This window comes from Cupriavidus neocaledonicus (genome assembly GCF_000372525.1).
GTDB classification, from domain to species: Bacteria; Pseudomonadota; Gammaproteobacteria; order Burkholderiales; family Burkholderiaceae; genus Cupriavidus; species Cupriavidus neocaledonicus.
Genome location: NZ_AQUR01000101.1, coordinates 168298 through 190703 on the forward strand (window position 1 = coordinate 168298; position 22406 = coordinate 190703).

17 protein-coding genes are annotated in these 22406 nt (G+C 69.5%); 11 read left to right on the plus strand and 6 right to left on the minus strand.

The genetic code is table 11. The features are described from left to right. Positions 1 to 338 precede the first annotated feature (338 nt). Both A3AG_RS0119775 and A3AG_RS34715 read left to right on the plus strand, forming a co-directional pair. Positions 339 to 608 carry a hypothetical protein gene (locus tag A3AG_RS0119775; RefSeq protein ID WP_018007096.1) on the plus strand — a complete coding sequence of 90 codons (270 nt, stop codon included), beginning with the start codon at positions 339 to 341 and terminating at the stop codon, positions 606 to 608. 33 nt (positions 609 to 641) lie between these two features. Then, complete coding sequence (locus A3AG_RS34715; protein ID WP_276307891.1) at positions 642 to 767, plus strand: hypothetical protein; 126 nt, start codon at positions 642 to 644, stop codon at positions 765 to 767. A 54-nt stretch (positions 768 to 821) separates the two neighbouring features. Here A3AG_RS34715 and A3AG_RS0119785 read toward each other — a convergent pair whose 3' ends face one another. Continuing rightward, the gene (locus A3AG_RS0119785; RefSeq protein WP_018007098.1) at positions 822 to 3161 is read right to left on the minus strand and encodes a DNA translocase FtsK; all 2340 of its coding nucleotides are present in this window, start codon (positions 3159 to 3161) and stop codon (positions 822 to 824) included. Positions 3162 to 3395: 234 nt separating this feature from the next. On the opposite strand from A3AG_RS0119785, the gene trxB reads away from it, so the two are divergent. From trxB to A3AG_RS0119800, 3 genes are all read left to right on the plus strand, one after another. Beyond that, positions 3396 to 4361, plus strand: a complete 966-nt coding sequence (trxB, locus tag A3AG_RS0119790; RefSeq protein WP_035849294.1) for a thioredoxin-disulfide reductase — start codon at positions 3396 to 3398, stop codon at positions 4359 to 4361. A 114-nt stretch (positions 4362 to 4475) separates the two neighbouring features. Further along, positions 4476 to 5150 (plus strand): Smr/MutS family protein, encoded by a 675-nt coding sequence (locus A3AG_RS0119795; RefSeq protein WP_018007100.1) that lies wholly within the window; start codon positions 4476 to 4478, stop codon positions 5148 to 5150. A 12-nt stretch (positions 5151 to 5162) separates the two neighbouring features. Beyond that, complete coding sequence (locus A3AG_RS0119800) at positions 5163 to 5804, plus strand: trimeric intracellular cation channel family protein (RefSeq protein ID WP_018007101.1); 642 nt, start codon at positions 5163 to 5165, stop codon at positions 5802 to 5804. Positions 5805 to 5878: 74 nt separating this feature from the next. Here A3AG_RS0119800 and glnK read toward each other — a convergent pair whose 3' ends face one another. Both glnK and A3AG_RS0119810 read right to left on the minus strand, forming a co-directional pair. Next, positions 5879 to 6217 carry a P-II family nitrogen regulator gene (gene glnK / locus A3AG_RS0119805; protein ID WP_006162803.1) on the minus strand — a complete coding sequence of 113 codons (339 nt, stop codon included), beginning with the start codon at positions 6215 to 6217 and terminating at the stop codon, positions 5879 to 5881. A 243-nt stretch (positions 6218 to 6460) separates the two neighbouring features. Beyond that, positions 6461 to 8509 (minus strand): NAD(+) synthase, encoded by a 2049-nt coding sequence (locus tag A3AG_RS0119810; protein ID WP_018007102.1) that lies wholly within the window; start codon positions 8507 to 8509, stop codon positions 6461 to 6463. 206 nt (positions 8510 to 8715) lie between these two features. Here A3AG_RS0119810 and A3AG_RS0119815 point away from each other — a divergent pair, with 206 nt between their 5' ends. After that, a complete protein-coding gene (locus A3AG_RS0119815) occupies positions 8716 to 9957 on the plus strand; it encodes a GNAT family N-acetyltransferase (RefSeq protein ID WP_018007103.1) in 1242 nt (413 codons plus the stop codon). Between the two features lie 12 nt (positions 9958 to 9969). On the opposite strand, the gene A3AG_RS0119820 is transcribed toward A3AG_RS0119815, so the two are convergent. Together A3AG_RS0119820 and ppa are read right to left on the minus strand one after the other, a co-directional pair. After that, the gene (locus A3AG_RS0119820) at positions 9970 to 10542 is read right to left on the minus strand and encodes a cytochrome b (RefSeq protein WP_018007104.1); all 573 of its coding nucleotides are present in this window, start codon (positions 10540 to 10542) and stop codon (positions 9970 to 9972) included. Positions 10543 to 10666: 124 nt separating this feature from the next. Further along, positions 10667 to 11194, minus strand: a complete 528-nt coding sequence (gene ppa / locus A3AG_RS0119825; protein WP_012352043.1) for an inorganic diphosphatase — start codon at positions 11192 to 11194, stop codon at positions 10667 to 10669. Between the two features lie 203 nt (positions 11195 to 11397). On the opposite strand from ppa, the gene A3AG_RS0119830 reads away from it, so the two are divergent. From A3AG_RS0119830 to A3AG_RS34840, 5 genes are all read left to right on the plus strand, one after another. Then, entirely contained in the window at positions 11398 to 12834 is a 1437-nt protein-coding gene (locus tag A3AG_RS0119830) for an aldehyde dehydrogenase family protein (protein ID WP_018007105.1), read from the plus strand. Continuing rightward, complete coding sequence (locus A3AG_RS0119835) at positions 12827 to 13069, plus strand: hypothetical protein (protein WP_010813008.1); 243 nt, start codon at positions 12827 to 12829, stop codon at positions 13067 to 13069. The genes A3AG_RS0119830 and A3AG_RS0119835 overlap by 8 nt, the downstream gene beginning before the upstream one ends. 46 nt (positions 13070 to 13115) lie before the next feature. Next, a complete protein-coding gene (locus A3AG_RS0119840; protein WP_018007106.1) occupies positions 13116 to 13874 on the plus strand; it encodes an SDR family oxidoreductase in 759 nt (252 codons plus the stop codon). Between the two features lie 89 nt (positions 13875 to 13963). After that, entirely contained in the window at positions 13964 to 15271 is a 1308-nt protein-coding gene (locus tag A3AG_RS0119845) for an MFS transporter (protein ID WP_018007107.1), read from the plus strand. Between the two features lie 577 nt (positions 15272 to 15848). After that, positions 15849 to 16280: a hypothetical protein gene (locus A3AG_RS34840; protein WP_370866983.1), complete on the plus strand. Its 432-nt coding sequence runs from the start codon at positions 15849 to 15851 to the stop codon at positions 16278 to 16280. 172 nt (positions 16281 to 16452) lie between these two features. Here the strand turns inward: A3AG_RS34840 and A3AG_RS0119855 are convergent, their stop codons facing one another. Then, positions 16453 to 22368: a hybrid sensor histidine kinase/response regulator gene (locus A3AG_RS0119855; protein ID WP_018007109.1), complete on the minus strand. Its 5916-nt coding sequence runs from the start codon at positions 22366 to 22368 to the stop codon at positions 16453 to 16455. Between the last annotated feature and the right edge of the window lie 38 nt (positions 22369 to 22406).

The following is a 22406-nucleotide window of genomic DNA, read 5'->3' on the forward strand; positions in this document are numbered from 1 at the left end:
GTTGTAGGGCGTATAGGGTGATTTGTTGCGTGTGCTGGGCTCAACGCCGTAGGCCGCTGCACGGGCAACTCGTCTGGTTAGAGCAGGGGGCAGCCGGAGGATTCCACACGGCGCACGCTCTCGGGTAACGGGATATTACGGCAGATGTTTCGGGAACTGCGCCGCGTTTGCGGCGAAATCTCCGAATTGATGGAAAAAGGCAGGTTGTGGCGACATCTCGTATCCAGCCGAAACACATCCTTGCCTGACCCGAGGCACAATGCCATGTACGTAGTGCAATCTCCACGTTGCGCCACGCGTGCTTCCTGCCACGCGGCCATTCTTACTGGGTCCGCAATATGACCACGACCGCATCCAACACTTTTCACGACAAGCGCACCGAGGGCCCCCAGCCGTTCCGGCACGGCTTCAAGCGTATTGACCGCGACGAAATCGACACGATCGCGGCGCGCAGGGTCAGGATCGAACTCGAAGCTCGACAGGGAAAGACTGCCGCTGCCAGGCCCCTTGGTCCCGCCATGGTCGGCACGGGCATCCTGGCGGGCGTGGCCTTTTTCTTTTCCGTGATGACATGGCTGAATGAGACCACGCAGGACAAGGTCGGCTAGGCCACCGCGCCGCTCGCGAGCCGGATGGCCGAAATGGACCGCCGCATCACGGATCGCCTCGATGCGGTCGATGCGCGCATTGAGCGCCTGGAAGTGCGTGTCGACAAGCAATTTGAAACCATCAACACGAAGCTCGACCAGCTGCTCAAGCGCCGCTAGCACAAATCATCAGCCGGGCACAAACCAGGTCGGCCGGGATGAGCGCTGGCAAGCTCAGTCATCGTCACGCGCGGCCGCACCGCTCCCCTGCACCAGGATGTCGCGGTTGCCGTTGCCCGACATGGCCGAGACCAGCCCGGCCTTCTCCATGTCTTCGAGCAGCCGCGCGGCGCGGTTGTAGCCGATGCGCAGGTGGCGCTGCACCAGCGAGATCGACGCGCGCCGGTTCTTCAGCACCACCTCTACCGCCTGGTCGTACAGCGGATCGGCTTCGCCGCCACCACCGCCGATGCCGGCACCGCCCCCGAAACCATCGCCACCGCCGCCGTCATCGGTCAGCCCGCCTTCCAGGATGCCTTCGATGTAGTTGGCCTCGCCGGATTCCTTGAGCTTTTCCACCACCCGGTGGACTTCGTCGTCCGAGACAAAGGCGCCGTGCACGCGCACCGGCAGCCCGGTGCCGGGCGCCAGGTAGAGCATGTCGCCCATGCCCAGCAGCGTCTCGGCGCCCTGCTGGTCGAGGATGGTGCGCGAATCGATCTTGCTGCTGACCTGGAACGCGATCCGGGTCGGCACGTTGGCCTTGATCAGGCCGGTGATCACGTCCACCGACGGGCGCTGCGTGGCCAGCACCAGGTGCAGACCGGCGGCGCGCGCCTTCTGTGCGATGCGGGCGATCAGTTCTTCCACCTTCTTGCCGACCACCATCATCAGGTCGGCCAGTTCGTCGATGACGATGACGATGGTGGGCAGCTTTTCCAGCGGCTCCGGTGCGTCCGGGGTCAGGCTGAACGGGTTCGGGATCTTCTCTTCCCTGGCCGCGGCCTCGTCGATCTTCTTGTTGTAGCCGGCCAGGTTGCGCACGCCCAGCTTGCTCATCAGCTTGTAGCGGCGCTCCATCTCGCCGACGGCCCAGTTCAGCGCGTTGCCGGCCTGGCGCATGTCGGTCACCACCGGGCACAGCAGGTGCGGAATGCCCTCGTAGACGCTCATTTCGAGCATCTTCGGGTCGATCAGGATCAGGCGCACGCTTTCGGGCTTGGCCTTGTACAGCAGCGACAGGATCATCGCGTTGATGCCCACCGACTTGCCCGAGCCGGTGGTGCCCGCCACCATGCAGTGCGGCATGCGCGCCAGGTCGGCCACCATCGGCTTGCCGGCGATGTCCTTGCCCAGCGCCATGGTCAGGCTGGAGGCGCTCTCGTTGTAGACCTGCGAGCCCAGGATTTCCGACAGGCGCACGGTCTGGCGCTTCGGGTTGGGCAGCTCCAGCCCCATGTAGTTCTTGCCCGGGATGGTCTCGACCACGCGGATCGACACCAGCGACAGCGAACGGGCCAGGTCGCGCGCCAGGTTCACCACCTGGCTGCCCTTGACCCCGGTGGCGGGCTCGATCTCGTAGCGGGTGATGACCGGGCCCGGGTAGGCCGCCACCACCTTGACCTCGACGCCGAAGTCCTTGAGCTTTTTCTCGATCAGGCGCGACGTGAACTCCAGCGTCTCGGCGCTGACGGTCTCCTGGTGCGGCGGGATCGGATCCAGCAGCGACAGCGGCGGCAGGTCCGAATCCTGGATATCGGCGAACAGCGGCTGCTGCTTCTCGCGCTCGACGCGCTCGTGCTTGGGCACTGCCTGCGGGCGCACGATCTGCACCGGCGCCGCCTCTTCGATGCGCACGCGCTGCACCTCGACGGTTTCCTTGCGCTCGGTCTTGGCGGCCTCGCCGATGATGCGGTCCTGCTTGCTCTCGCGGCGGGCCTTGAAGCCCAGAAACAGGGTCTCGACAAAGCCGCCGATCTGCTCGGCCACGCTCAGCCACGAGAAATGGAAGAACAGCGACAGCCCGATCGCCAGCAGCAGCAACAGCAGCAGGGTCGCGCCGGTAAAGCCCAGCGCCACCTGCAGCCAGCCGCCGAGCAGGTCGCCCAGCACCCCGCCGGGCGCGCGCGGCAGCGCGGCGCGCAGCGGGTACATGCGGATCGCCTCCAGGCCCATGCTGGAGAACAGGGTCAGCACGAAGCCGATCCAGCTGACGGTGACGCCCTGGCGGTGCAGGCCGTGGTCGGTGCGCTCGGGCAGTTCGGCGGTCAGCGTGCGCCAGCCGCGCCAGCAGCGGCGCACCAGCAGCACCGCCAGCCAGTAGGCGGAAAAGCCGAAGATGAAGAACAGCACATCCGCGACCCAGGCGCCGACGCGGCCGCCCAGGTTATGGATGTCGGCCACCTGGTTGGCATGGGACCAGCCGGGGTCGGTCTTGCTGTAGCTGGCCAGCACGCACAGGAAACCCAGCGTGACGGCCAGCAGCAGGAACCAGCGGACCTCGCCCAGCAGTTTGCCGATGCGGGATGGCAAGGCTGAGGGATCGGTGCGGGTGGTCGTGGTAGCTCGGGCCATGCCTGGTTGAAACTCGCGTGTTAGGGGATTCCGGATCGGTTTCGGACCGATGCCGCCGGCGGCCGGGGTTCGTTCGCCGGGTGACGGACAGGCATCGTGGCGGCCATTTTAACGTGGCCCGAGACTATCGCACCCATTGGAATTTGCAACAGTGAGCAAATGCGGCTCCTCTTATAATGTCGCTTTCGAGCAATGCCGGTGGGCACCATGCCGCACCGGCCACAGGAACGCATCATGGCAAAACACGCAAAAGTGCTGATTCTCGGTTCCGGTCCCGCCGGCTATACCGCCGCGGTCTACGCGGCCCGCGCCAACCTGGAACCGGTGCTGATCACCGGGCTGGCCCAGGGCGGCCAGCTGATGACCACCACCGACGTCGAGAACTGGCCGGGCGATGCCAAGGGCGTGCAGGGCCCGGAGCTGATGCAGCGCCTGCTGGCGCACGCCGAGGAATTCAAGACCGAAATAATCTTCGATCACATCCATACCGCGAAGCTGGTCGACGAGCATGGCCATCCGGCCCGCCCCTTCACGCTGATCGGCGACGCCGGCGAGTACACCTGCGACGCGCTGATCATCGCCACCGGCGCCTCGGCCCAGTACCTGGGCCTGCCGTCGGAAGAATCGTTCATGGGCCGCGGCGTGTCGGCCTGCGCCACCTGCGACGGCTTCTTCTACAAGAACCAGGAAGTGGCCGTGGTCGGCGGCGGCAACACCGCCGTCGAAGAAGCGCTGTACCTGTCGCATATCGCCAGCAAGGTCACCGTGATCCACCGCCGCGACAGCTTCCGCGCCGAGCCGATCCTGGTCGACCGCCTGCTGCAGCGTGAAAAGGAAGGCCGCGTGGTGATCCGCTACGACAGCGTGCTGGACGAAGTGCTGGGCGACGATTCCGGCGTGACCGGCATCCGCGTGCGCGGCACCAAGACCGGCCAGACCGAAGACCTGAAGCTGGCCGGCGTGTTCATCGCCATCGGCCACAAGCCCAACACCGACCTGTTCACCGGCCAGCTGGCCATGGAAAACGGCTACCTGGTGACCAAGTCGGGGCTGCAGGGCGACGCCACCGCCACCAGCGTGCCGGGCGTGTTCGCCGCGGGCGACGTGCAGGACCACGTCTACCGCCAGGCCATCACCAGCGCCGGCACCGGCTGCATGGCCGCGCTCGACGCGCAGCGCTTCGTCGAAGCGCTGAAGTAAGCCATCCCCTCCGCCGGCAGCCGTCAGCGCCGCCGGCGCGTCACACGGGCGCGGGCCCGCCCGCGGCCCCGCCAGTCGATATAATCGGCGCCGAGCCTCCGGAGATTTTTTTCAATGACGCACGGCGCCCGCAAACCCGACCGACCGCCCCAACGCCTCGGCCTGAACGACCTTGCCAGGCTGCGCGACACCCTCAAGGCCGATACCGAGCGCCGCGAAGCCGAGCGCCTTGCCGCCGAGCAGGCGGCCGCGCGCGCGCGTGCCGAAGCCGATGTGTTCCGCACCAGCGTGGGCCAGGTCAGCCAGCTGCGCGACCGCAACCGCGCCCACCATCCCCCCAGCAAGCCCGCGCCGGTGCCGGTGCAGTCGCAGCGCAACGACCAGGCGGTGCTGCAGGCGTCGCTGTCGGACGAATTCGATGTCGAAAGCCTGCTCGAGACCGACGAGACGCTGTCGTTCCGCCGGCCCGGCATCGGCATGGACGTGGTGCGCAAGCTGCGCCGCGGCGAATGGGTGCCGCAGGACAAGGTCGACCTGCACGGCCTGCGCAGCGACGAGGCGCGCGAGGCGCTGGCCGAGTTCCTGCGCCGCTCGGTGCGCAACGGCGTGCGCTGCGTGCGCGTGATCCACGGCAAGGGCCTGGGCTCGCCCGACAAGCTGCCGGTGCTCAAGGGCAAGGTGCGCAGCTGGCTGGTGCAGAAGGAGGAAGTGCTGGCCTTCGTGCAGGCGCGCGAGGCCGAAGGCGGCGCCGGCGCGCTGATGGTGCTGCTGCGCCAGCCGCGCGCCTGACGCCCCGCCCGGATGCATCTTCCGCTCGAGTTGCTGATGGGGCGGCTGCCCCTGATCCTCCACATCATGGAGGTGATCGGCGTGCTCGCCTTCGCGGTCTCGGGGGTGGTCGACGCGCGCAAGCAGCGCCTGGACGTGGTCGGCACCTTCGTGGTGGCCTTTGCCACCGCCTTCGGCGGCGGCACCGTGCGCGACGTGCTGCTCGACCGGCGCCCGTTCTACTGGGTCGACCATGAAGGCTACGTGCTGCTGATCTTCGTGATGTCGTTCGGCGCGTCGTTCGTGCTGCGCGTGGTCAGCCGCGTAGCCTCGGACCGGGCCATGATCGTGGCCGACGCCATCGGGCTGGGGCTGTTCTCGGTGACCGGCGCCTCGCTGGCGCTGGTGGCGCAGATGACGCCGACCGTGGCGGTCATGATGGGCATCATCTCGGCCGTGTTCGGCGGCGTGGTGCGCGACGTGCTGTGCAATGAAGTGCCGATGATCCTGCGCGACCGCTCGCCCTATGCCACCTGCTCGTTCATCGGCTGCTGGATCTATATCGGCCTGAGCTGGGTCGAGGTGCAGCAGGAGGCGGCGCTGCTGACCGGCGCGCTGGCGATCATCGCCATGCGCCTGGCGTCGGTGCGGTATGGCTGGAAGCTGCCCAGCTGAGCCTCGGCCAGGGCGTACCCACCAATGAAAACGCCGCCCTGCAGGGCGGCGTGTCGCTGGAGCGGGACGATGACTCAGACCGCGGCTTCGTCCTGTTCGCCGGTGCGGATGCGGATCACGCGCTCGATCTCGGTGACGAAGATCTTGCCGTCGCCGATCTTGCCGGTGTGGGCGGCCTTGACGATGGCGTCCAGCACGGTATCCAGCTGGTTCTCGGCCACCACCACTTCGATCTTGATCTTGGGCAGGAAGTCGACCACGTACTCGGCGCCGCGGTACAGCTCGGTATGCCCTTTCTGGCGGCCAAATCCCTTTACTTCGGTCACCGTCAGCCCGGTCACGCCGACGTCAGCCAGGGCTTCGCGCACCTCGTCGAGCTTGAACGGTTTGATGATGGCGGTAATCTGCTTCATGACTGGCCCCTGTTTATCGTTTGTTCACGCCTGGCGGCGCATCGCCGCGGACGCGGCGCTCTCCGGAGGGCATTTTAACAGCCCTTGGACCCTTGCATTTCCGCCAGGGCCCCGGCCGGCGCGACCGCTACGTGGGCTGCACGCATCCGGCGCCATTCGCGCCTGTGGATAAGCCTGTGGGTAGCCGCTGGAGAACCTGTGCATAAACCGGCACTCCAACGACTCCTCAACCGGGCCTGGCGCTCAGTCCGGCACCTTCTCCAGATCCGCCAGCCACACCACCGACTCCGAGTCGCTGGGCGCGCGCCAGTCGCCGCGCGGCGACAGCGAGCCACCTGACCCGACCTTGGGCGCATTCGGCACGCACGAGCGCTTGAACTGGCTGGTGCGGAAGAAGCGGTCCAGGAAGATCGCCAGGTTGCGCTTGATGTCGGGCAGGCCATACTGGTTGCGCGCTACGTGCGGGCCGTTGGGCCAGATGCCGCGCTCGCGGTCGCCCCAGGCGTGCTGCGCCAGGAAGGCGATCTTGGACGGGGCAAAGCCGAAGCGCAGCGTGTAGTAGAGGTTGAAGTCCTGCAGCTCGTACGGGCCGATGGTGCTTTCGGTCTTCTGTTCCGGGCCGTGGTTGCTGTCGCCGGGAATCAGCTCGGGGCTGATGTCGGTGTCGAGCACGGCCAGCAGCACGTCCGAGCCGCCCTCGCCCACCTGCCCGGTCTCGGCGACCCAGCGCACCAGATGCGAGATCAGCGTCTTGGGCACGCTGGCATTGACGTTGTAGTGCGACATGTGGTCGCCCACGCCATAGGTGCACCAGCCCAGCGCCAGCTCGCTCAGGTCGCCGGTGCCGATCACGATGGCATGGTTGTAGTTGGCCAGCCGGAACAGGTGGTTGGTGCGTTCGCCCGCCTGCACGTTCTCGAAGGTCACGTCGTAGACCTTCTCGCCGGCGGCATAGGGGTGGCCCAGGTCCTTCAGCATCGCCAGGCACGACGGCCGGATATCGATCTCGGTCGCAGTGCAGCCGACCACCTGCATCAGCTGGCGTGCCTGCTGCAGTGTGCGGCCGCTGGTGGCAAAGCCCGGCATGGTGTACGCGAGGATATTGGCGCGCGGCAGGCCGAGCCGGTCCATCGCCTTGGCGCACACCAGCAGCGCGTGAGTGGAATCGAGCCCGCCCGAGACGCCGATCACTACCTTGCTGATCCTGCTCGCCGACAGCCGCTGCACCAGCGCCTGCACCTGGATGTTGTAGACCTCCATGCAGCGCTCGTCGCGCTGGCGCGGATCGGCCGGCACGTAGGGGAAACGCGCCACGTTGCGCTCCAGCGGCAGTGACTTTTCCAGCGTCAGGTCGAGCGGGAAGCGCACCACGCGGAACTGGTCCACCTCGGTCTTGTGCCGCCGCACCGAGTGGCCAAAGGTAACCTGGTGCATGCGCTCGCGCGACAGCCGCTCGACGTCGATATCGGCGAACAGCAGGTGCGAGGTATCGGCAAAGCGCTCGGACTCGGCCAGCAGCTCGCCGTTCTCGCAGATCAGCGCCTGGCCGTCCCAGGCCAGGTCGGTGGAAGACTCGCCCTTGCCGGCCGAGGTGTAGAGGTAGGCCGCCAGGCAGCGCGCCGATTGCTGCGACACCAGCTGGTGCCGGTAGCCGGACTTGCCCACCACGATATTCGATGCCGACAGGTTGACCAGGACCGTGGCCCCGGCCAGCGCCGCGAACGACGACGGCGGGATCGGCACCCATACGTCCTCGCAGATTTCGGCGTGGAAACGGAAGTCGGGAATGTCCTCGATGTCGAACAGCAGGCCGGCGCCGAACGGCACCTGCTGGCCCAGCAGCTCGATCGCATCGACCGCGGCGTTGTCGGCGGCGCTGAACTGGCGCGCCTCGTAGAACTCCCAGTAGTTGGGCAGGTAGGTCTTGGGCACCACGCCCTGGATGCGTCCGCGCGCCACCACCACGGCGCAGTTGAACAGCTGGTGCTCGACCCGCAGCGGCATGCCCACCACCAGCGCCGCCGGCAGCTTGCGCGAGGCCTCGACGATGGTGGCCAGCGCCGCCTGGCAGGCATCCAGCAGCGCGCGCTGGTGGAACAAGTCGTCGCAGGTGTAGGCCGACAGCCCCAGCTCCGGGAACGCGACCAGCACGGCGCCGCGCTGCGCCGCCTGCGTCGCCAGGGCAATGGTCTCGCTGGCGTTGAAGGCCGGGTCGGCCACGCGGCAGACCGGCACGCCCACCGCGACGCGCGCAAAGCCGTGCGAATACAGGTTGAAAAACAGGTTTTTCATATCGGGCCTTGGTGAGGGGAGTCGTGCGGCGGTCTGTTGGACCAACCGCAAGCGTGCGGGTCGCCGGGTGCATCCGTGAATGCCTGCGAGAGCACTATTGACCAGGATGCTCCATTTTACGACGCCAGCCCTGGCGTTGCCGCGCCGCGCAGCCGGGGCACAGTGTTTCCGGTAGACTCGACCGGTCCACACAGGGAACTGGTGCAATGCAGTCTGAACCATGCGTGCCCGGCCAGGGCGAGCCGGCACGGGAACCGCACGACCGAGCCGGCGCAGCCGCGGCGCAATACCGTACCGAGATCGTCTCCGACCTGGGCCAGATCGATGCCGCCGCCTGGGACGCCCTGGTGGCCCGCCACGCCGATGCCACGCCCTTCCTCAGGCATGCCTTCCTGCACGCGCTGCACGCCAGCGGCAGCGCCTGTCCGGATACCGGATGGCATCCGCGCTACCTGACCTTGTGGGCGCCGCCCGCGGCCGGCCGCCCGCAACGGCTGGCCGCCGCCATGCCGCTCTACGCCAAGGCGCATTCCTATGGCGAGTATGTCTTCGACTGGGCCTGGGCCGACGCCTATGCCCGCAACGGCATCGAGTACTACCCCAAGTGGCTGGCGGCGATCCCGTTCACGCCGGTGCGCGGCGCGCGGCTGCTGGCCGAAGACGCCGAGGCGCGCCGGCTGCTGCTGCAGGTGGCGCTGGCGCTGGCCGCCGACAGCCAGATGTCGTCGCTGCACATCCTGTTTCCGGACGAGGCCGAGGCCGCGCTGATGGCGCAGGCCGGCATGCTGATGCGGCACGGCGTGCAGTTCCACTGGACCAATGACGGCTACGGCAGCTTCGACGACTTTCTCGCCACGCTGTCGCAGAAGAAGCGCAAGAACATCCGCGCCGAGCGCCGCCAGGTGGCGCAGGCCGGCATCACCTTCCGCCGCCTGCGCGGCGCCGAAATCGACGACGAAGCGTGGAAGTTCTTCAACCGCTGCTATCGCCAGACCTACCGCGAGCACCATTCCACGCCTTACCTGAACCTGGATTTCTTCCGCCGCATCGGCGCCGCCATGCCGCAGCACCTGCTGCTGGTGATCGCCGAGCGCGCGGGCCGGCCCATCGCCAGCTCGCTGCTGGTCTATGACGCCGCGCCGGAAGTCAGCACGCTCTACGGGCGCTACTGGGGCGCGCTGGAATATCACCCGTGCCTGCATTTCGAGACCGCGTATTACCAGCCGCTCGAGTTCTGCATCGAACACGGCATCGGCACCTTCGAAGGCGGCGCGCAGGGCGAACACAAGATGGCACGCGGCTTCCTGCCGGTGGCCACGCGCTCGGCCCACTGGCTGGCGCACCCGGCCTTCTCCGATGCCGTCGAGCGCTTCCTCGCGCGCGAGCGCCAGGGCATCGACGCTTATCTGGACGAGCTCGGCGAACGCAACCCGTTCGCGCGTACCTGACGCCTGCGTCGCTCAGCGCCACATGCGCCGCAGCGTGTCGTCGCCCAGCATGTAGTGATGGAACAGCGATGCCATCGCATGCAGGCCGATGACCAGGTAGAACGCGGTGCCGAGGGTTTCGTGGAAGTCCTTGACGGTGTCCTTCAGCACCGGGTCGGGCGCGACCAGTGCCGGCACTTCGACGCCCAGCGCAGGCAGCGCCAGCAGGTGGCCGCCGGCATTCATCGCCAGCAGGCCCAGCAGCGGCTGGGTCAGGATGAACAGGTACAGCACCCAGTGCATGGCCGCGCCGGCCCGTTGCATCCAGCGCGCGCCCGGCTCCGGCGCGGGCGCGCCGCGCAGCAGCCGCCACAGCAGGCGCGGCACCGCCAGCCCCAGCACCAGCGCGCCGGCCCATTCATGCACCGCCATGGCGAGCGCGCGCGGCGGCGTGCCCCTGGCGAAGCTGCCCTTCAGCTCGATCGCGGCATAGGCCAGTGCCACCAGCACGAACACTGCCCAATGGAACGACACCGCCAGCCGGTCATAGCGGCGCGACGATGGCAGGGTCTGCGGCAAAGGCTGGATTTCGGTGATGGGATGCATGGGGACTCCTCTTGTCAGTACCCGCCTAGCGTAGCCCGGGCCACTTTTCCGGGTGCTAACGCGCATCAAGCGCTCGGCAATAAAAAACCCCGCCGGAGCGGGGTCTGTTCAGCGGGCGTTCAGCTTACTTCTTGTAGTTGGCCACGCCGTCGGTGATTTCCTTGTGGGCTTCCTCGATGCCGGCCCAGCCTTCGACCTTGACCCACTTGCCGGCTTCCAGTGCCTTGTAGTGCTCAAAGAAGTGCTTGATCTGGTCGAGCAGGTTTTGCGGCACGTCGGACAGGCCCTTCATGTAGGCGGTGGCGGGCGACAGCTTGTCCACCGGCACGGCGACCAGCTTGGCGTCGACGCCGGACTCGTCGGTCATCTTCAGCATGCCGAGTGCGCGGCAGCGCACCACGGCGCCGGCCAGGATCGGGAACGGCGACAGCACCAGCACGTCAACCGGGTCGCCATCGCCCGACAGCGTCTGCGGGATATAGCCGTAGTTGGCGGGGTAGCGCATGCCGGTGCCGATGAAGCGGTCGACGAACAGCAGGCCGGTTTCCTTGTCGGCCTCGTACTTCACCGGATCGCTCTGGGCCGAGATCTCGATGATGACGTTGAAATCGTTGGGAATGTCCTTGCCCGGGGATACGAGGTTGAAGCTCATGCGGTTCTCCAGATGCCTGCGCTGTGTTGTCGGATGGCGGGCATTATAGCGGCTCGCGCCTGACCGGTTGCTGACACGCCGCCGCCGGTTCCGACTTCGCGGGCCCGCTGCAACGCGTTGCAGCGGCGCCGGCGTGGGCGATAATGGCGCATTCTTCAGCCGACACTGAATAGCCGCAGCCTTTATGCTGCCCGGAGCCACCCATGCACGCCCAGCACTTCGTCGCCAACCGCCTGATCGCCCCCGACAACGGCCTGCGCATCAAGGTCTTCGATCCCTCCAACGGCGAGCCCTTTGCCGAGATTGCGCGCGGCAACGCCACCGATATCAACGTCGCCGTCCATGCGGCGCGCCAGGCCGCCGACGGCGCCTGGGGCCAGATGGCCCCGGCCGAGCGGGTGCGCCTGCTCAACCGCGTCGCCGTGGCCCTGATCGCCCATGAAGAAGAACTGGGCGCGCTCGAGGCCCGCGACACCGGCAAGCCGCTGCGCCAGGCGCGCGCCGATGCCCGCGCGGTGGCGCGCTACTTCGAGTTCTATGCCGGCGCCGTGGACAAGCTGCACGGCCAGACCATCCCCTACAACCCGGGCTACACCGTGCTGACGGTGCGCGAGCCGCACGGCGTGACCGGCCACATCATCCCGTGGAACTACCCGCTGCAGATCTTCGGGCGCAGCGTGGGCGCGGCGCTGGCCGCCGGCAACGCGTGCGTGGTCAAGCCGGCCGAGGATGCCTGCCTGTCGCTGCTGCGCGTGGCCGAGATCGCCGCCGAGGCCGGCCTGCCCGAAGGCGCGCTCAACCTCATCACGGGCTACGGCCACGAGGCCGGCGCCGCGCTGGCGCGCCACCCCGGCATCCAGCACATCTCGTTCACCGGCTCGCCGCAGACCGGCAAGCTGGTGTCGCAGCTGGCCGCCGAGAACCACGTGCCGGTGACGCTGGAACTGGGCGGCAAGTCGCCGCAGATCGTGTTCGCCGATGCCGACCTCGACGCAGTGGTGCCGGTGGTGGTCAACGGCATCGTGCAGAACGCCGGACAGACCTGCTCGGCCGGCAGCCGCCTGCTGGTGGAGCGCCCGGTCTACGACGTGCTGCTGGATCGGCTCGCGTCGGTGTTCGAAGCGCTGCGCGTGGGCCCGTCCGAGCTCGACCTGGAATGCGGCCCGCTGATCAGCCGCAAGCAGCAGCAGCGCGTGTGGGACTTCGTCTCCGACGCGCAGCACGCCGGCGTGGCGGTAATGGCGCAGGGCCAGATCGTGGCCGAGGCGCCCGAGGCCGGCTATTACCAGGTGCCGATGCTGTTCCGCGACGTGCCGCCCGCGCACCGGCTGGCGCAGGAAGAAGTGTTCGGCCCGCTGCTGGCCGCGATGCCGTTCGACACCGAAGCCGAAGCCGTCGCGCTGGCCAACGGCACGCCCTATGGGCTGGTCGCCGGGGTCTGGACCCGCGACGGCGGGCGCCAGCTGCGCCTGGCGCACAAGCTGCGCGCGGGCCAGGTCTTTATCAACAACTACGGCGCCGGCGGCGGCGTGGAGCTGCCCTTCGGCGGCAGCGGCCAGTCCGGCTACGGCCGCGAAAAGGGCTTCGAGGCCCTGTACGGATTCACCACCCTGAAAACCATTGCCATTCAACATGGGTAACATCAATTTCCTGTCGGTCGCCTTTGCCATCTTCTTTTTCTGGATGGCCTGGCATGTGCGGAACAAGCGCGCCACCAATCCTTCCGGCATGCCGCGACTGCAGGTGTTCAAGCGCAAGTGGGGCGACGTGGTCGGCGACCGCGTGCACTGGTGCCTGTATGTGGCGCTGCCGTTCCTGCTGGCGCTGATGATGGTGGCGAATGCCCTGAGGGGGCGCGGGCCGTTTTCGCACTAGCCCCGCCCTGCACCGGATATCACCAAGAACAACCGAGGAGACAAGCATGAGACTGGCCAACAAGGTAGCGATCGTCACCGGCGCAGGTTCCGGCTTCGGCGAAGGCATTGCCCATACCTTTGCGCGCGAGGGCGCCAACGTGGTGGTGGCCGACCTGCGCGAGGACGCCGCCGAGCGCGTCGCCGCGGCGATCCGCGACGCCGGCGGGCGCGCCCGCGCGGTACGCGCCGATGTCTCGCGCGAAGCCGATACCGAGGCCATGCGCGACGCCGCCCTGTCCGTCTTTGGCGACGTGCATATCGTCGTCAACAACGCCGGCACCACGCATCGCAACAAGCCCATCCTCGAAGTCACCGAGGACGAGTTCGACCGTGTCTACGCCGTCAACGTCAAGAGCATCTACTGGTCGGCGCGCGCGTTCGTCCCGCATTTCCGCCGGCGCGGCGGCGGCGTGTTCGTCAATATCGCTTCCACCGCCGGCATCCGGCCGCGGCCGGGGCTGGTCTGGTACAACGGCAGCAAAGGCGCGGTGATCACGGCGAGCAAGGCCATGGCCGCGGAGCTGGGCCCGGACAATATCCGCGTCAACTGCGTCAACCCGGTGATCGGCGCCACCGCGCTGCTCGAGGAATTCATGGGCATGCCCGACACGCCCGAGAACCGCGCCAGGTTCCTCGCCACCATCCCGATGGGCCGCATGTCGACGCCGCAGGACGTGGCCAACGCCTGCCTGTACCTGGCCTCGGACGAAGCTGCCTTCATCACCGGCACCTGCATCGAAGTGGACGGCGGCCGCTGCGTCTGACGCCACGCCGCTGGCGTCTTTCTGCCGGCCCAGTCGTACCGTAGCTGTAAGAACGCGTCACACAGAAACGCATTTCCTCAGGAGACAGCATGACAACGACCGCAGTGAACCCCGGCGTCAGCGACGCCGCCTTCGAAGACGCCACCTACCGCAAGGTCAGCTGGCGCCTGGTGCCCTTCCTGCTGCTGTGCTACGTGGTGGCCTACCTGGACCGCGTCAACGTGGGCTTCGCCAAGCTGCAGATGCTGAACGACCTGAAGTTCAGCGAGACCGTCTACGGCCTGGGCGCCGGCATCTTCTTCATCGGCTACTTCCTGTTCGAAGTGCCGAGCAACGTGATCCTGCACAAGGTGGGCGCGCGCATCTGGATCGCGCGCATCATGATCACCTGGGGCGCGATCTCGGCGGCGATGATGTTCGTCACCACGCCGACCATGTTCTACGTGCTGCGCTTCCTGCTCGGCATTGCCGAGGCCGGCTTCTTCCCCGGCATCATCCTGTACCTGACCTACTGGTACCCGGCCAACCGGCGCGGCCGCACCACCACCTTCTTCATGACCGCGATCGCACTGTCGGGCGTGATCGGCGGGCCGCTGTCGGGCTGGATCATGCAGTCCTTCGATGGCCACAACGGCTGGGCCGGCTGGCAGTGGATGTTCCTGCTGGAAGGCATTCCGTCGATCCTGGTGGGGCTGTGGGTGCTGGGCTACCTGGATGACCGCATCGCCCACGCCAAGTGGCTGTCGGCCGAAGAGAAGGCGCTGCTGGAGCGCAATATCGCCAGCGAGAACGCGCACAAGGAAGACCCGCCGATCCGCACCGTGTTTGCCAGCCCGCGCGTCTGGCTGATGAGCGCGATCTACTTCTGCTTCGTCATGGGCCTGTACGGCGTCAGCTTCTGGCTGCCGACCATCATCAAGCAGACGGGCGTCAAGGGCGCGCTCGATATCGGCCTGCTGACCGCCATCCCCTATGGCTGCGCGGTGGTCGGCATGGTGCTGATGGCCTACAGCGCCGACCGCAGCGGCGAGCGCCGCTGGCATATCGCGGTGCCGGCGCTGGCCGGCGCCGTCGGGCTGCTGCTGTCGGTGCAATGGCATGGCGACACCACGCTGGCGATGGTGGCGCTGACGCTGGCGACGATCGGCATCCTGACCACGCTGCCGCTGTTCTGGAGCCTGCCCACGGCGTTCCTGGCCGGCACCGGCGCGGCCGCGGGCATTGCGCTGATCAACTCGCTGGGCAACCTCGCCGGTTTTCTCAGCCCGTATGCGGTGGGCTGGCTCAAGGACCTGACCCACAGCACCGATTCCGGCATGTACCTGCTGGCCGCGTGCCTGGTGGTTGGCGCCGCGCTGACGCTGTCGGTACCGAAGCGGCTGGTGAGCCGGAAGTGATGTCGCGCGCGCGCCGCTTGCCGGCGCGAATGCGCTGTCGGCTGACGCGGATGTAGGACCACGCCCGGCAGTGTCGCCTATTCCCGGGCTCTAGCATGGAAAAGAGACACCCGGAGTGATCCCGACGGGGTCCTCCGGGGCATCGATTCCCAAGCTTGCCAAGGAGGCCACGATGCCGCAACTGCTCCCGTTTGCCCCTACCCGTTCACTGAAGGTGGTCGAAGCGCGGCTGGCCCGCCGCTCGCGCGTGAAGCGCCTGGTGCTCGCGCTCAGCGCCGGCGTGATCGCGCTGCTCGCCCTGGTGCCCGCCGCCAGCCATGCACAGGCGCCCGTGGTCGAGCCCAGTCCCGTGCCGGCAACCCCGGCCGCGCCTGCGACTGCTGCACCGGCTCCCGCGCCAGGCACCATGGCACCGACGCCGGGTGTCGCTACGCCGCCCGCCGCGACCGTGCCGCCGGCCGCGACCGTGCCCCCCTCCACCACTGTGCCGCCAGCGGCCACCATGCCGCCCGAGACCCTGCCCGCGCCTGGCATAACGGCTCCGGCCACGGCCGCGCCGCCGCCAACGGCTTCACCGATGCCCGCGCCCACCGGCACGCCGCCCGCGGTGCCCGCGCCGCCGCCGGTAGCAGCCCCGGCCCAGCCCCGGCCGCCGCTGACCGTGCCGTCCCCGCCGCCGCCACGTGACGCAATGGTGCCGCGCCAGGCCGGCCCGGTGTCATATATCTGCGGCGGCGTGGCCGAGGACGAGCAGGTCGCGCTGCAATCGCAGGCGCGCAAGTACAACATGAGCCTGCTGTTCACGCAGGGCGCGCGCGGCGAATACCTGTCGGATGTCGACGTCAGGCTGATGCGCGGCGGCAGGGAAGTCGCGAGCTTTGTCGCGGACGGGCCGCGCTGCCTGCTGAAGGCGCCGTCGGGCACGTACAACGTGCGCGCGACCTATCAGGGGCGGACCAGGACCATGAGCGTCAGCACCAACAGCAAGAATGCGCAGATGCGGTGGTAGTGGGGCTGAAGCACTGATGCGCTTTGCATGACCGCTTGGGTACTCCCTCTCCCGCGTGCGGGAGAGGGTTGGGGTGAGGGCAGGAGTATCCACGAAGTGAAGGTTCTCGCTATTGCCACCGCTCGCCCTCACCCCCGCCCCTCTCCCGCACGCGGGAGAGGGGAGCAAACCCTCAGCCTGGTGGCCCATCCCCCAGCATCTGCGCCACCGACCCCGCCGTCCCCGCCGCGCGCTCGCCCAGCAGGCGGTGCAGCGTCCCCAGCAGTTCATCCTCGTTATACGGCTTGCCCAGGTACACGTTGACGCCGATTTCCTCGGCGTAGCGGCGGTGCTTGTCGGCGGTGCGCGAGGTGATCATCACCAGCGGCAGGTGCGCGAGGCGCGCGTCGGAGCGCACGTTGCGGGTCAGGTCGAAGCCGTCCATGTGCGGCATCTCGATATCGACCAGCATCGCATCCGGCATCACGTCCTGCAGCTGCTTGAGCGCGTCGACCCCGTCGCGGGCCAGCACCACGTGGTAGCCCGCGCGCCCCAGCAGGCGCTGGGTGGCCTTGCGCACGGTCAGCGAATCGTCCACCACCATCACGGTGGGCTGCGCCGCCAGTCCCGGCACGGGCTCGGCGGTGCCGTCGCCCGCCAGTTCCGCGACCGCCCCCGGTGGCGCGGCCACGGCCTGCCCTGGCTGCGATGACGACCGCGGCGGATCCAGCGGCAGCGACCGGCCACGCTCGCGCACGAAGCGCTGCGCCAGCACCACCGGGTTGTAGATCAGCACGATCTCGCCGTCGCCGAGCGTGGTCGCGCCGGCGATGCCCTCCAGCCGCGCCAGGTGCGGGCCGATATGCTTGACCACCACTTCGCGGTTGCCGACCACGTCGTCGACATGCACGGCGACGCGCTCGGCGCCGCTGCGCACCACCACCACGGGCGAGTACTTGCGCCCCGCGGGCGCGCCCTCAACCTGTTCCAGCAGCGCGCCGAAGTAGAAGAACGGCACCTCGGCGCCGGCCACGGTCACTCGGCCGCGGTTGTACGCGTCCAGCAACGCCGGCGCGCGCAGTTGCTGCACCTGGTCGATCATGCCGCTGGGTACCGCATAGCGGCGCGCGCCCAGCGCGATCACCAGCACCTGCGTGATGGCGGTGGTCAGCGGCAGGTGCACGGTAAAGGTGGTGCCTTGCCCGGGCTGCGAGGCCAGCGTGATGCGACCGCCCAGCGCCACGGTCTCGGCGCGCACCACGTCCATGCCCACGCCGCGGCCGGCCAGCTCGGACACCGCCTCCGCGGTGGAAAAGCCGGGGGTGAAGATCATCTCGGTCAGGCGCGCCTCGCTGGCGTCATCGTCCGGCGCCAGCAGCCGGCGCTCGACCGCGCGGGCGCGGATGCGCGCCAGGTCCAGCCCGCCGCCATCGTCGATGAAATGCAGCACCACTTCGTTGCCTTCCTGCTGCACCTCCAGCGTAAGCGCGCCGGTGGCGGGCTTGCCCGCGGCACGGCGCTGCGCGGCGGGCTCGATGCCGTGCGCCACCGCGTTGCGGATCAGGTGCTCGATCGGGCCGGCCATGCGGTCAAGCACCGAGCGGTCGATCTCAACCGTGCCGCCCTTGATCAGCAGCCGCACTTCCTTGCCGGTCTCGGCCGCGGCCTGCCGCGCGACGCGGTAGAGCCGCTCGGCCAGCGCGTCGAACTGCACCATGCGCGCCTGCATCAGCCCGCGCTGCAGTCCGCGCGTCAGCCGCGCCTGCGCGGCCAGGTCGCCGGCGGCGCGGTCGAAGCCGCGCTGCAGGTTCTGCTCGACGGTGGCGACGTCGTTGACCGACTCGGCCATCATCCGCGTCAGCTCCTGGAAGCGCGTGAAGCGGTCGAACTCGAGCGGATCGAATTCCTGCTTGTGCTGTGCGTCGGCAATGCGCGATGCCATCTGCGATTCGGCCTGGATCTCGATCTCGCGCAGCTGGCCGCGCAAGCGCGCGACGTTGTCGTTCAGTTCGCCCAGATAGGCGCGCATCGCCTCGAGCTCGCTGTCCAGGCGCGCGCGCGTGGCGCCGACCTCGCCGGCCTCGTTGATCAGCGTATCGAGCGCACGCGCCTGCACGCGCACCAGCGCGCGCTGCGGCTCGGCCGATACCAGCGGTGCGAACGGGGCCAGCGGCGCGGCCGGCGGCATCGGCACCATCACGTCGGCCGGTCCCGGCACCGCGGGCAGTTCAGGCACAACCACCTCTGCGGCGGATACGCCGGAAGCTTCGGCGTCTTCAGGCCGCACGGCGGCGTCGGCCGGCTGCGGCGGATCGGCCAGGCCGTTGACCACATCGGCATCGTCGGCCGGCAGCAGGCGGCCGGCCTGCAAGGCCTCGGCATGCGCCAGGATGCGGTCGTACCAGGCGTAGAGCCGCTCGAACACCTTCGGCGCAACCGGCTGCTGCGCCTGCCCGCGCAGCGTGCCGTCGAGCAGCGTCTCCATCTCGTGCGCGGCCTGTCCCAGCGCCATCGCGCCGGCCATGCGCGCGCTGCCCTTGAGCGTATGCAGTGCGCGCAGCACCAGGCCGCCGTGGCGCGCGTCGGCGGGCGCGGCTTCCCAGCCGCGCAACAGCTTGCCCAGTTCGGGCAGCGAGCCCTGCGCCTCTTCCAGGAAGATCTGCACCAGTGCCGGGTCGGGTGCGGTGCCAGGGTCAGCGGCGGGCGCCTCGGGCGCGCGCGGCGCCGTCGGCAGCGCGATCACCACCGCATCCTGCGCGCAGACAGGCGGCACGGCAGGGGCGGCAGCGGCTGCCTGGGTTGCGTCGGCCGGCGGCACGGCGGGTGCGGCCTGTGCCGCCGGCGGCTGGCGGCCAAACACTTGCGCCATGGCGTCATCGGCCTCGGCCGGCGGCGGCGCGGGCACTGCCACGCGCGGGCGCAGCAGCGCGCGCTCGCCGAACTCGACCAGGCTGCGGCGCAACGCGGCATCGGACTGCGGCCAGATGCCCGCGGCAAACTGGTGCAGCATGCCGCGCATGCGTTCGGCGGCCTGCTCCAGCAGGCGGAAATCGCCCGCATGCATCGCCACCGGATGCGAGCCCAGCTGCAGCAGCAATGCTTCCAGCGCCTCGGCGATCTCGCGCACCGGCTCCAGGCCGACAGTCGACGCGCTGCCCTGCAGCGTGTGGGCCACGCGCAGCGCCAGCTCGCTCGGGCACGGATGGGCTTCATGCCGCCATTCGGAGATATCGATGGCGAACTGGCGCAGCAGGCCATCGGCCTCCTGCAGGTAGACGTTGTACAGCGCCAGGCCGATTCGCACCGGACCGACGACCTTGTAGTGATCGTCCTCGTCCGACAGGGCGCCGGCCAGGCGGAAGGGGATCACGTTGTGGTCGGGCGTGCCGGTGTCGGCAGGGGCGCCGGTATCGGTGTCCGCGATGGCGGCCGCCTCCGGATGTCCGTCCGGCGCGTCGTCGCCAGCCACCTCAGGGGCAGCGGGCGCCGCGTCCGCGGCAGTGCCGGCATGGCGCACCGCTTCGGCGGCCGCGACCAGCGGCGCGATGTCGTGCCACGCCGCGGCATCGCCGTGCAGCCGCGCCACCCATGCCGACAGCTCGGCATGCGCGCGCCGCAACAGCGCCAGCAGCGCCGGCGCGGGCTCGCGCGCTTCGGCCAGCCACAGGTTCATCACCTGCTCCACCGCCCATGCCGCCTCGCCGTAGCGATGCAGGCCGACCATGCGGCTGGAGCCCTTGAGCGTGTGGAACGCGCGCCGCAACCGGCTGAGCAAGTCGGCATCGCGCAGCGCCTCGACGCCGGCGCCGAGGTCGCCGGCAATGCCGCCCAGCACCTCGTCGGCCTCGTTCAGGAAGATGTCGAGCAGCTCGGCATCGATGGCGGCGTGGTCGCCGGCCGCGGGCATGGCCGGTGTCATCGCGCCGGCCGGCACCGGCGCGGGCTCCGCCGGGATCGCGGCGAGCGCCATCACCATGCGCGCGCCGGCGTCGTCGCTGCCGGCAAGCCAGGCGTTGCACTGCGTGACGGCGTCGGCAGCCTGGCGGCGCAACGCCGCATCGTCGTCGATGGCGGCCTGGTCGGCCAGCGCCTGCAGCGCGGCGCGCAGCCGCTGCACCGCCGGCGCGTCGGCGACGGCGCCGGCACGCAGGGCTTCGTCGGCGGCACTGCGCGCCGCGTCGAGCGGGTCCTGCGGCGCATGCCCGTCGCCCGCGGCTGGCACCTCCGGCAAGTCCTCGGCGTGGCGGGCACGGCCGAATTCGAGCGCGTCGGCGAACGCATGGACCACGCCCAGTTCCGCCGCCACCGCGCGCAGCAGCGCCGCGCGCGCGCCGGCGTCGGCAAGCTCGCCCGCATCGGCAAGCAGCGTCTTGACGGCCGCCACGGCCGCGCTGGCCTGCGCGGCCTCGCCGGCCAGCGCGCCCGGCAGCGCCGGCGACGCCTGCAGCTGCGCCAGCGTTCCGGCCAGCGCGGCGAAGGCCTGGCGCGCGTCGCGCAGGTGCGCGGCGCCGTCGGGGCGCGCCGCATTGCGGTCATAGCTGTCGAGCCAGGATTCGCCGCTGTCGAGTTGCGCGCGCAGTTGCGCCACGGCTTCGTTGCGCAGCGCCTGGGCGCGCGACTCGTCGACCATGCGCGCCAGCCAGGCCGGCGCGGCGGCACCGGGGTCCGCCACGCAGGCGGCCAGCGCGTCGCACTGCGCGGCAAAGTGCGCGGCCGCCGGATGGGCGGACTGTCCGTGCACGCGCCACGGCAGCGCCAGCGCACGCGACAGGAACAGCGCGATGCCGGCGGCGCCGAGCGCATCGCCGGCCCCGCGCGCGCGCCCCGGCATGGCGGCCTGCGCCAGGCAACGCTGCAGCGACGGCTGTGCCAGCGGGTGCGCGGCCTCGGCCAGCGCCGCCAGCGCGAGCTCCCACGCGGCCTGGTCGGCGGCGGCGGCGCGTTCCAGCCCGGCCGCGGCCTGCTGCAGGTTGCGTGTGTCGATCGGGTCGAGCCAGCCGTAGTAGCGCAGCCGGAAATCGGCATTGGCCTGCGCGTGAGCGGCATCGAGGCGGAACGCCGCCAGCGTGCGCGCGATGTCGGCGCGCAGTGCCGCCACGTCGTCGTTGCCGTTGCCGCCATTGCCGCCGTTGCCGCCGTCGGCCAGCCCGGTGCAGACCAGCAGGAACACCGCGTCGTTCAGCAACGCCTGCGGCACGCGCACATGGCCCTGCTGGTACTGGCGCAGCAGCAAATTGGCGCGGCCGGCAAAGCGCTTGGCCAGCAGGTCCGACGGCAGCTGGCCCAGCGCCAGCGCGCGGCACACCAGCCCGAGCACGTGCCAGACGCCGCGGTCGGGATGATCGGCGGCGCGGCGGGCTTCCTGCTCGTTGGCACGCAGGTCTTGCAGCGCCGCGTGCAGCGGCAGCCAGGCTTCGCGCAGCAGCGCCGCGTCGGCGCATGGCGTCGGCAGGCGCAGCGCCTTGAGCAGCGCTGATTCGAACTGCTGGCGCGCGCGCGTGACCGCGGCGGGTCCCTTCGGCGGCAGCAGCATGCCGGGCAGCATCTGCAGATCGTCGAGCCACAGGTCGGCGGGATGCACGCGTTCCTCGCCCAGCCTGGCGAGCACCGCGGCATAGGGCTGGAACAGGCGCAGCGGGGCCTCGTCGTCGCCCGCCATCAAATCGTCGACATAGTCGGCCAGCGCCTGCACACCGGCGCGGAATACCGCCAGCGCCTCGGGGCCGGCGGCAATGCTGCCGGCGTCGATGGCGTCGAGCAGGCGGCGCAGCGCCTGGCAATACGGGTCGGTCCCGCGCAGCCCGACGATATGCACCGCGCCGGCGGCCTGGTGCAGATGCTGGCCGGCCAGCCGCAGCGAGGTGGTGTCGCGCGCGCCCAGCGCCTCGGGCGCCTGGCGCACTTCGTCGACATAGTGGCCAAGCTCCGCAGCGGCGTCTTCGAGCGCGCTGCGCAGGCTGGGCGCCAGCCATGCCAGGCCGGACAGGTCGCGCGCGGCGCCGCCGTCGGGCAACGGCGCGGGTTCGGGTTCAGGCAGGGCGGCGGGGCCGGCCGGCAAACCGGCTGCGGCTGCGGCCGCGTCGCGCGGGGCGGGGAAATTCAGGGACATGACGGCTTCCAGTGCGGCGCCGGCACGGCAGCCGCAGG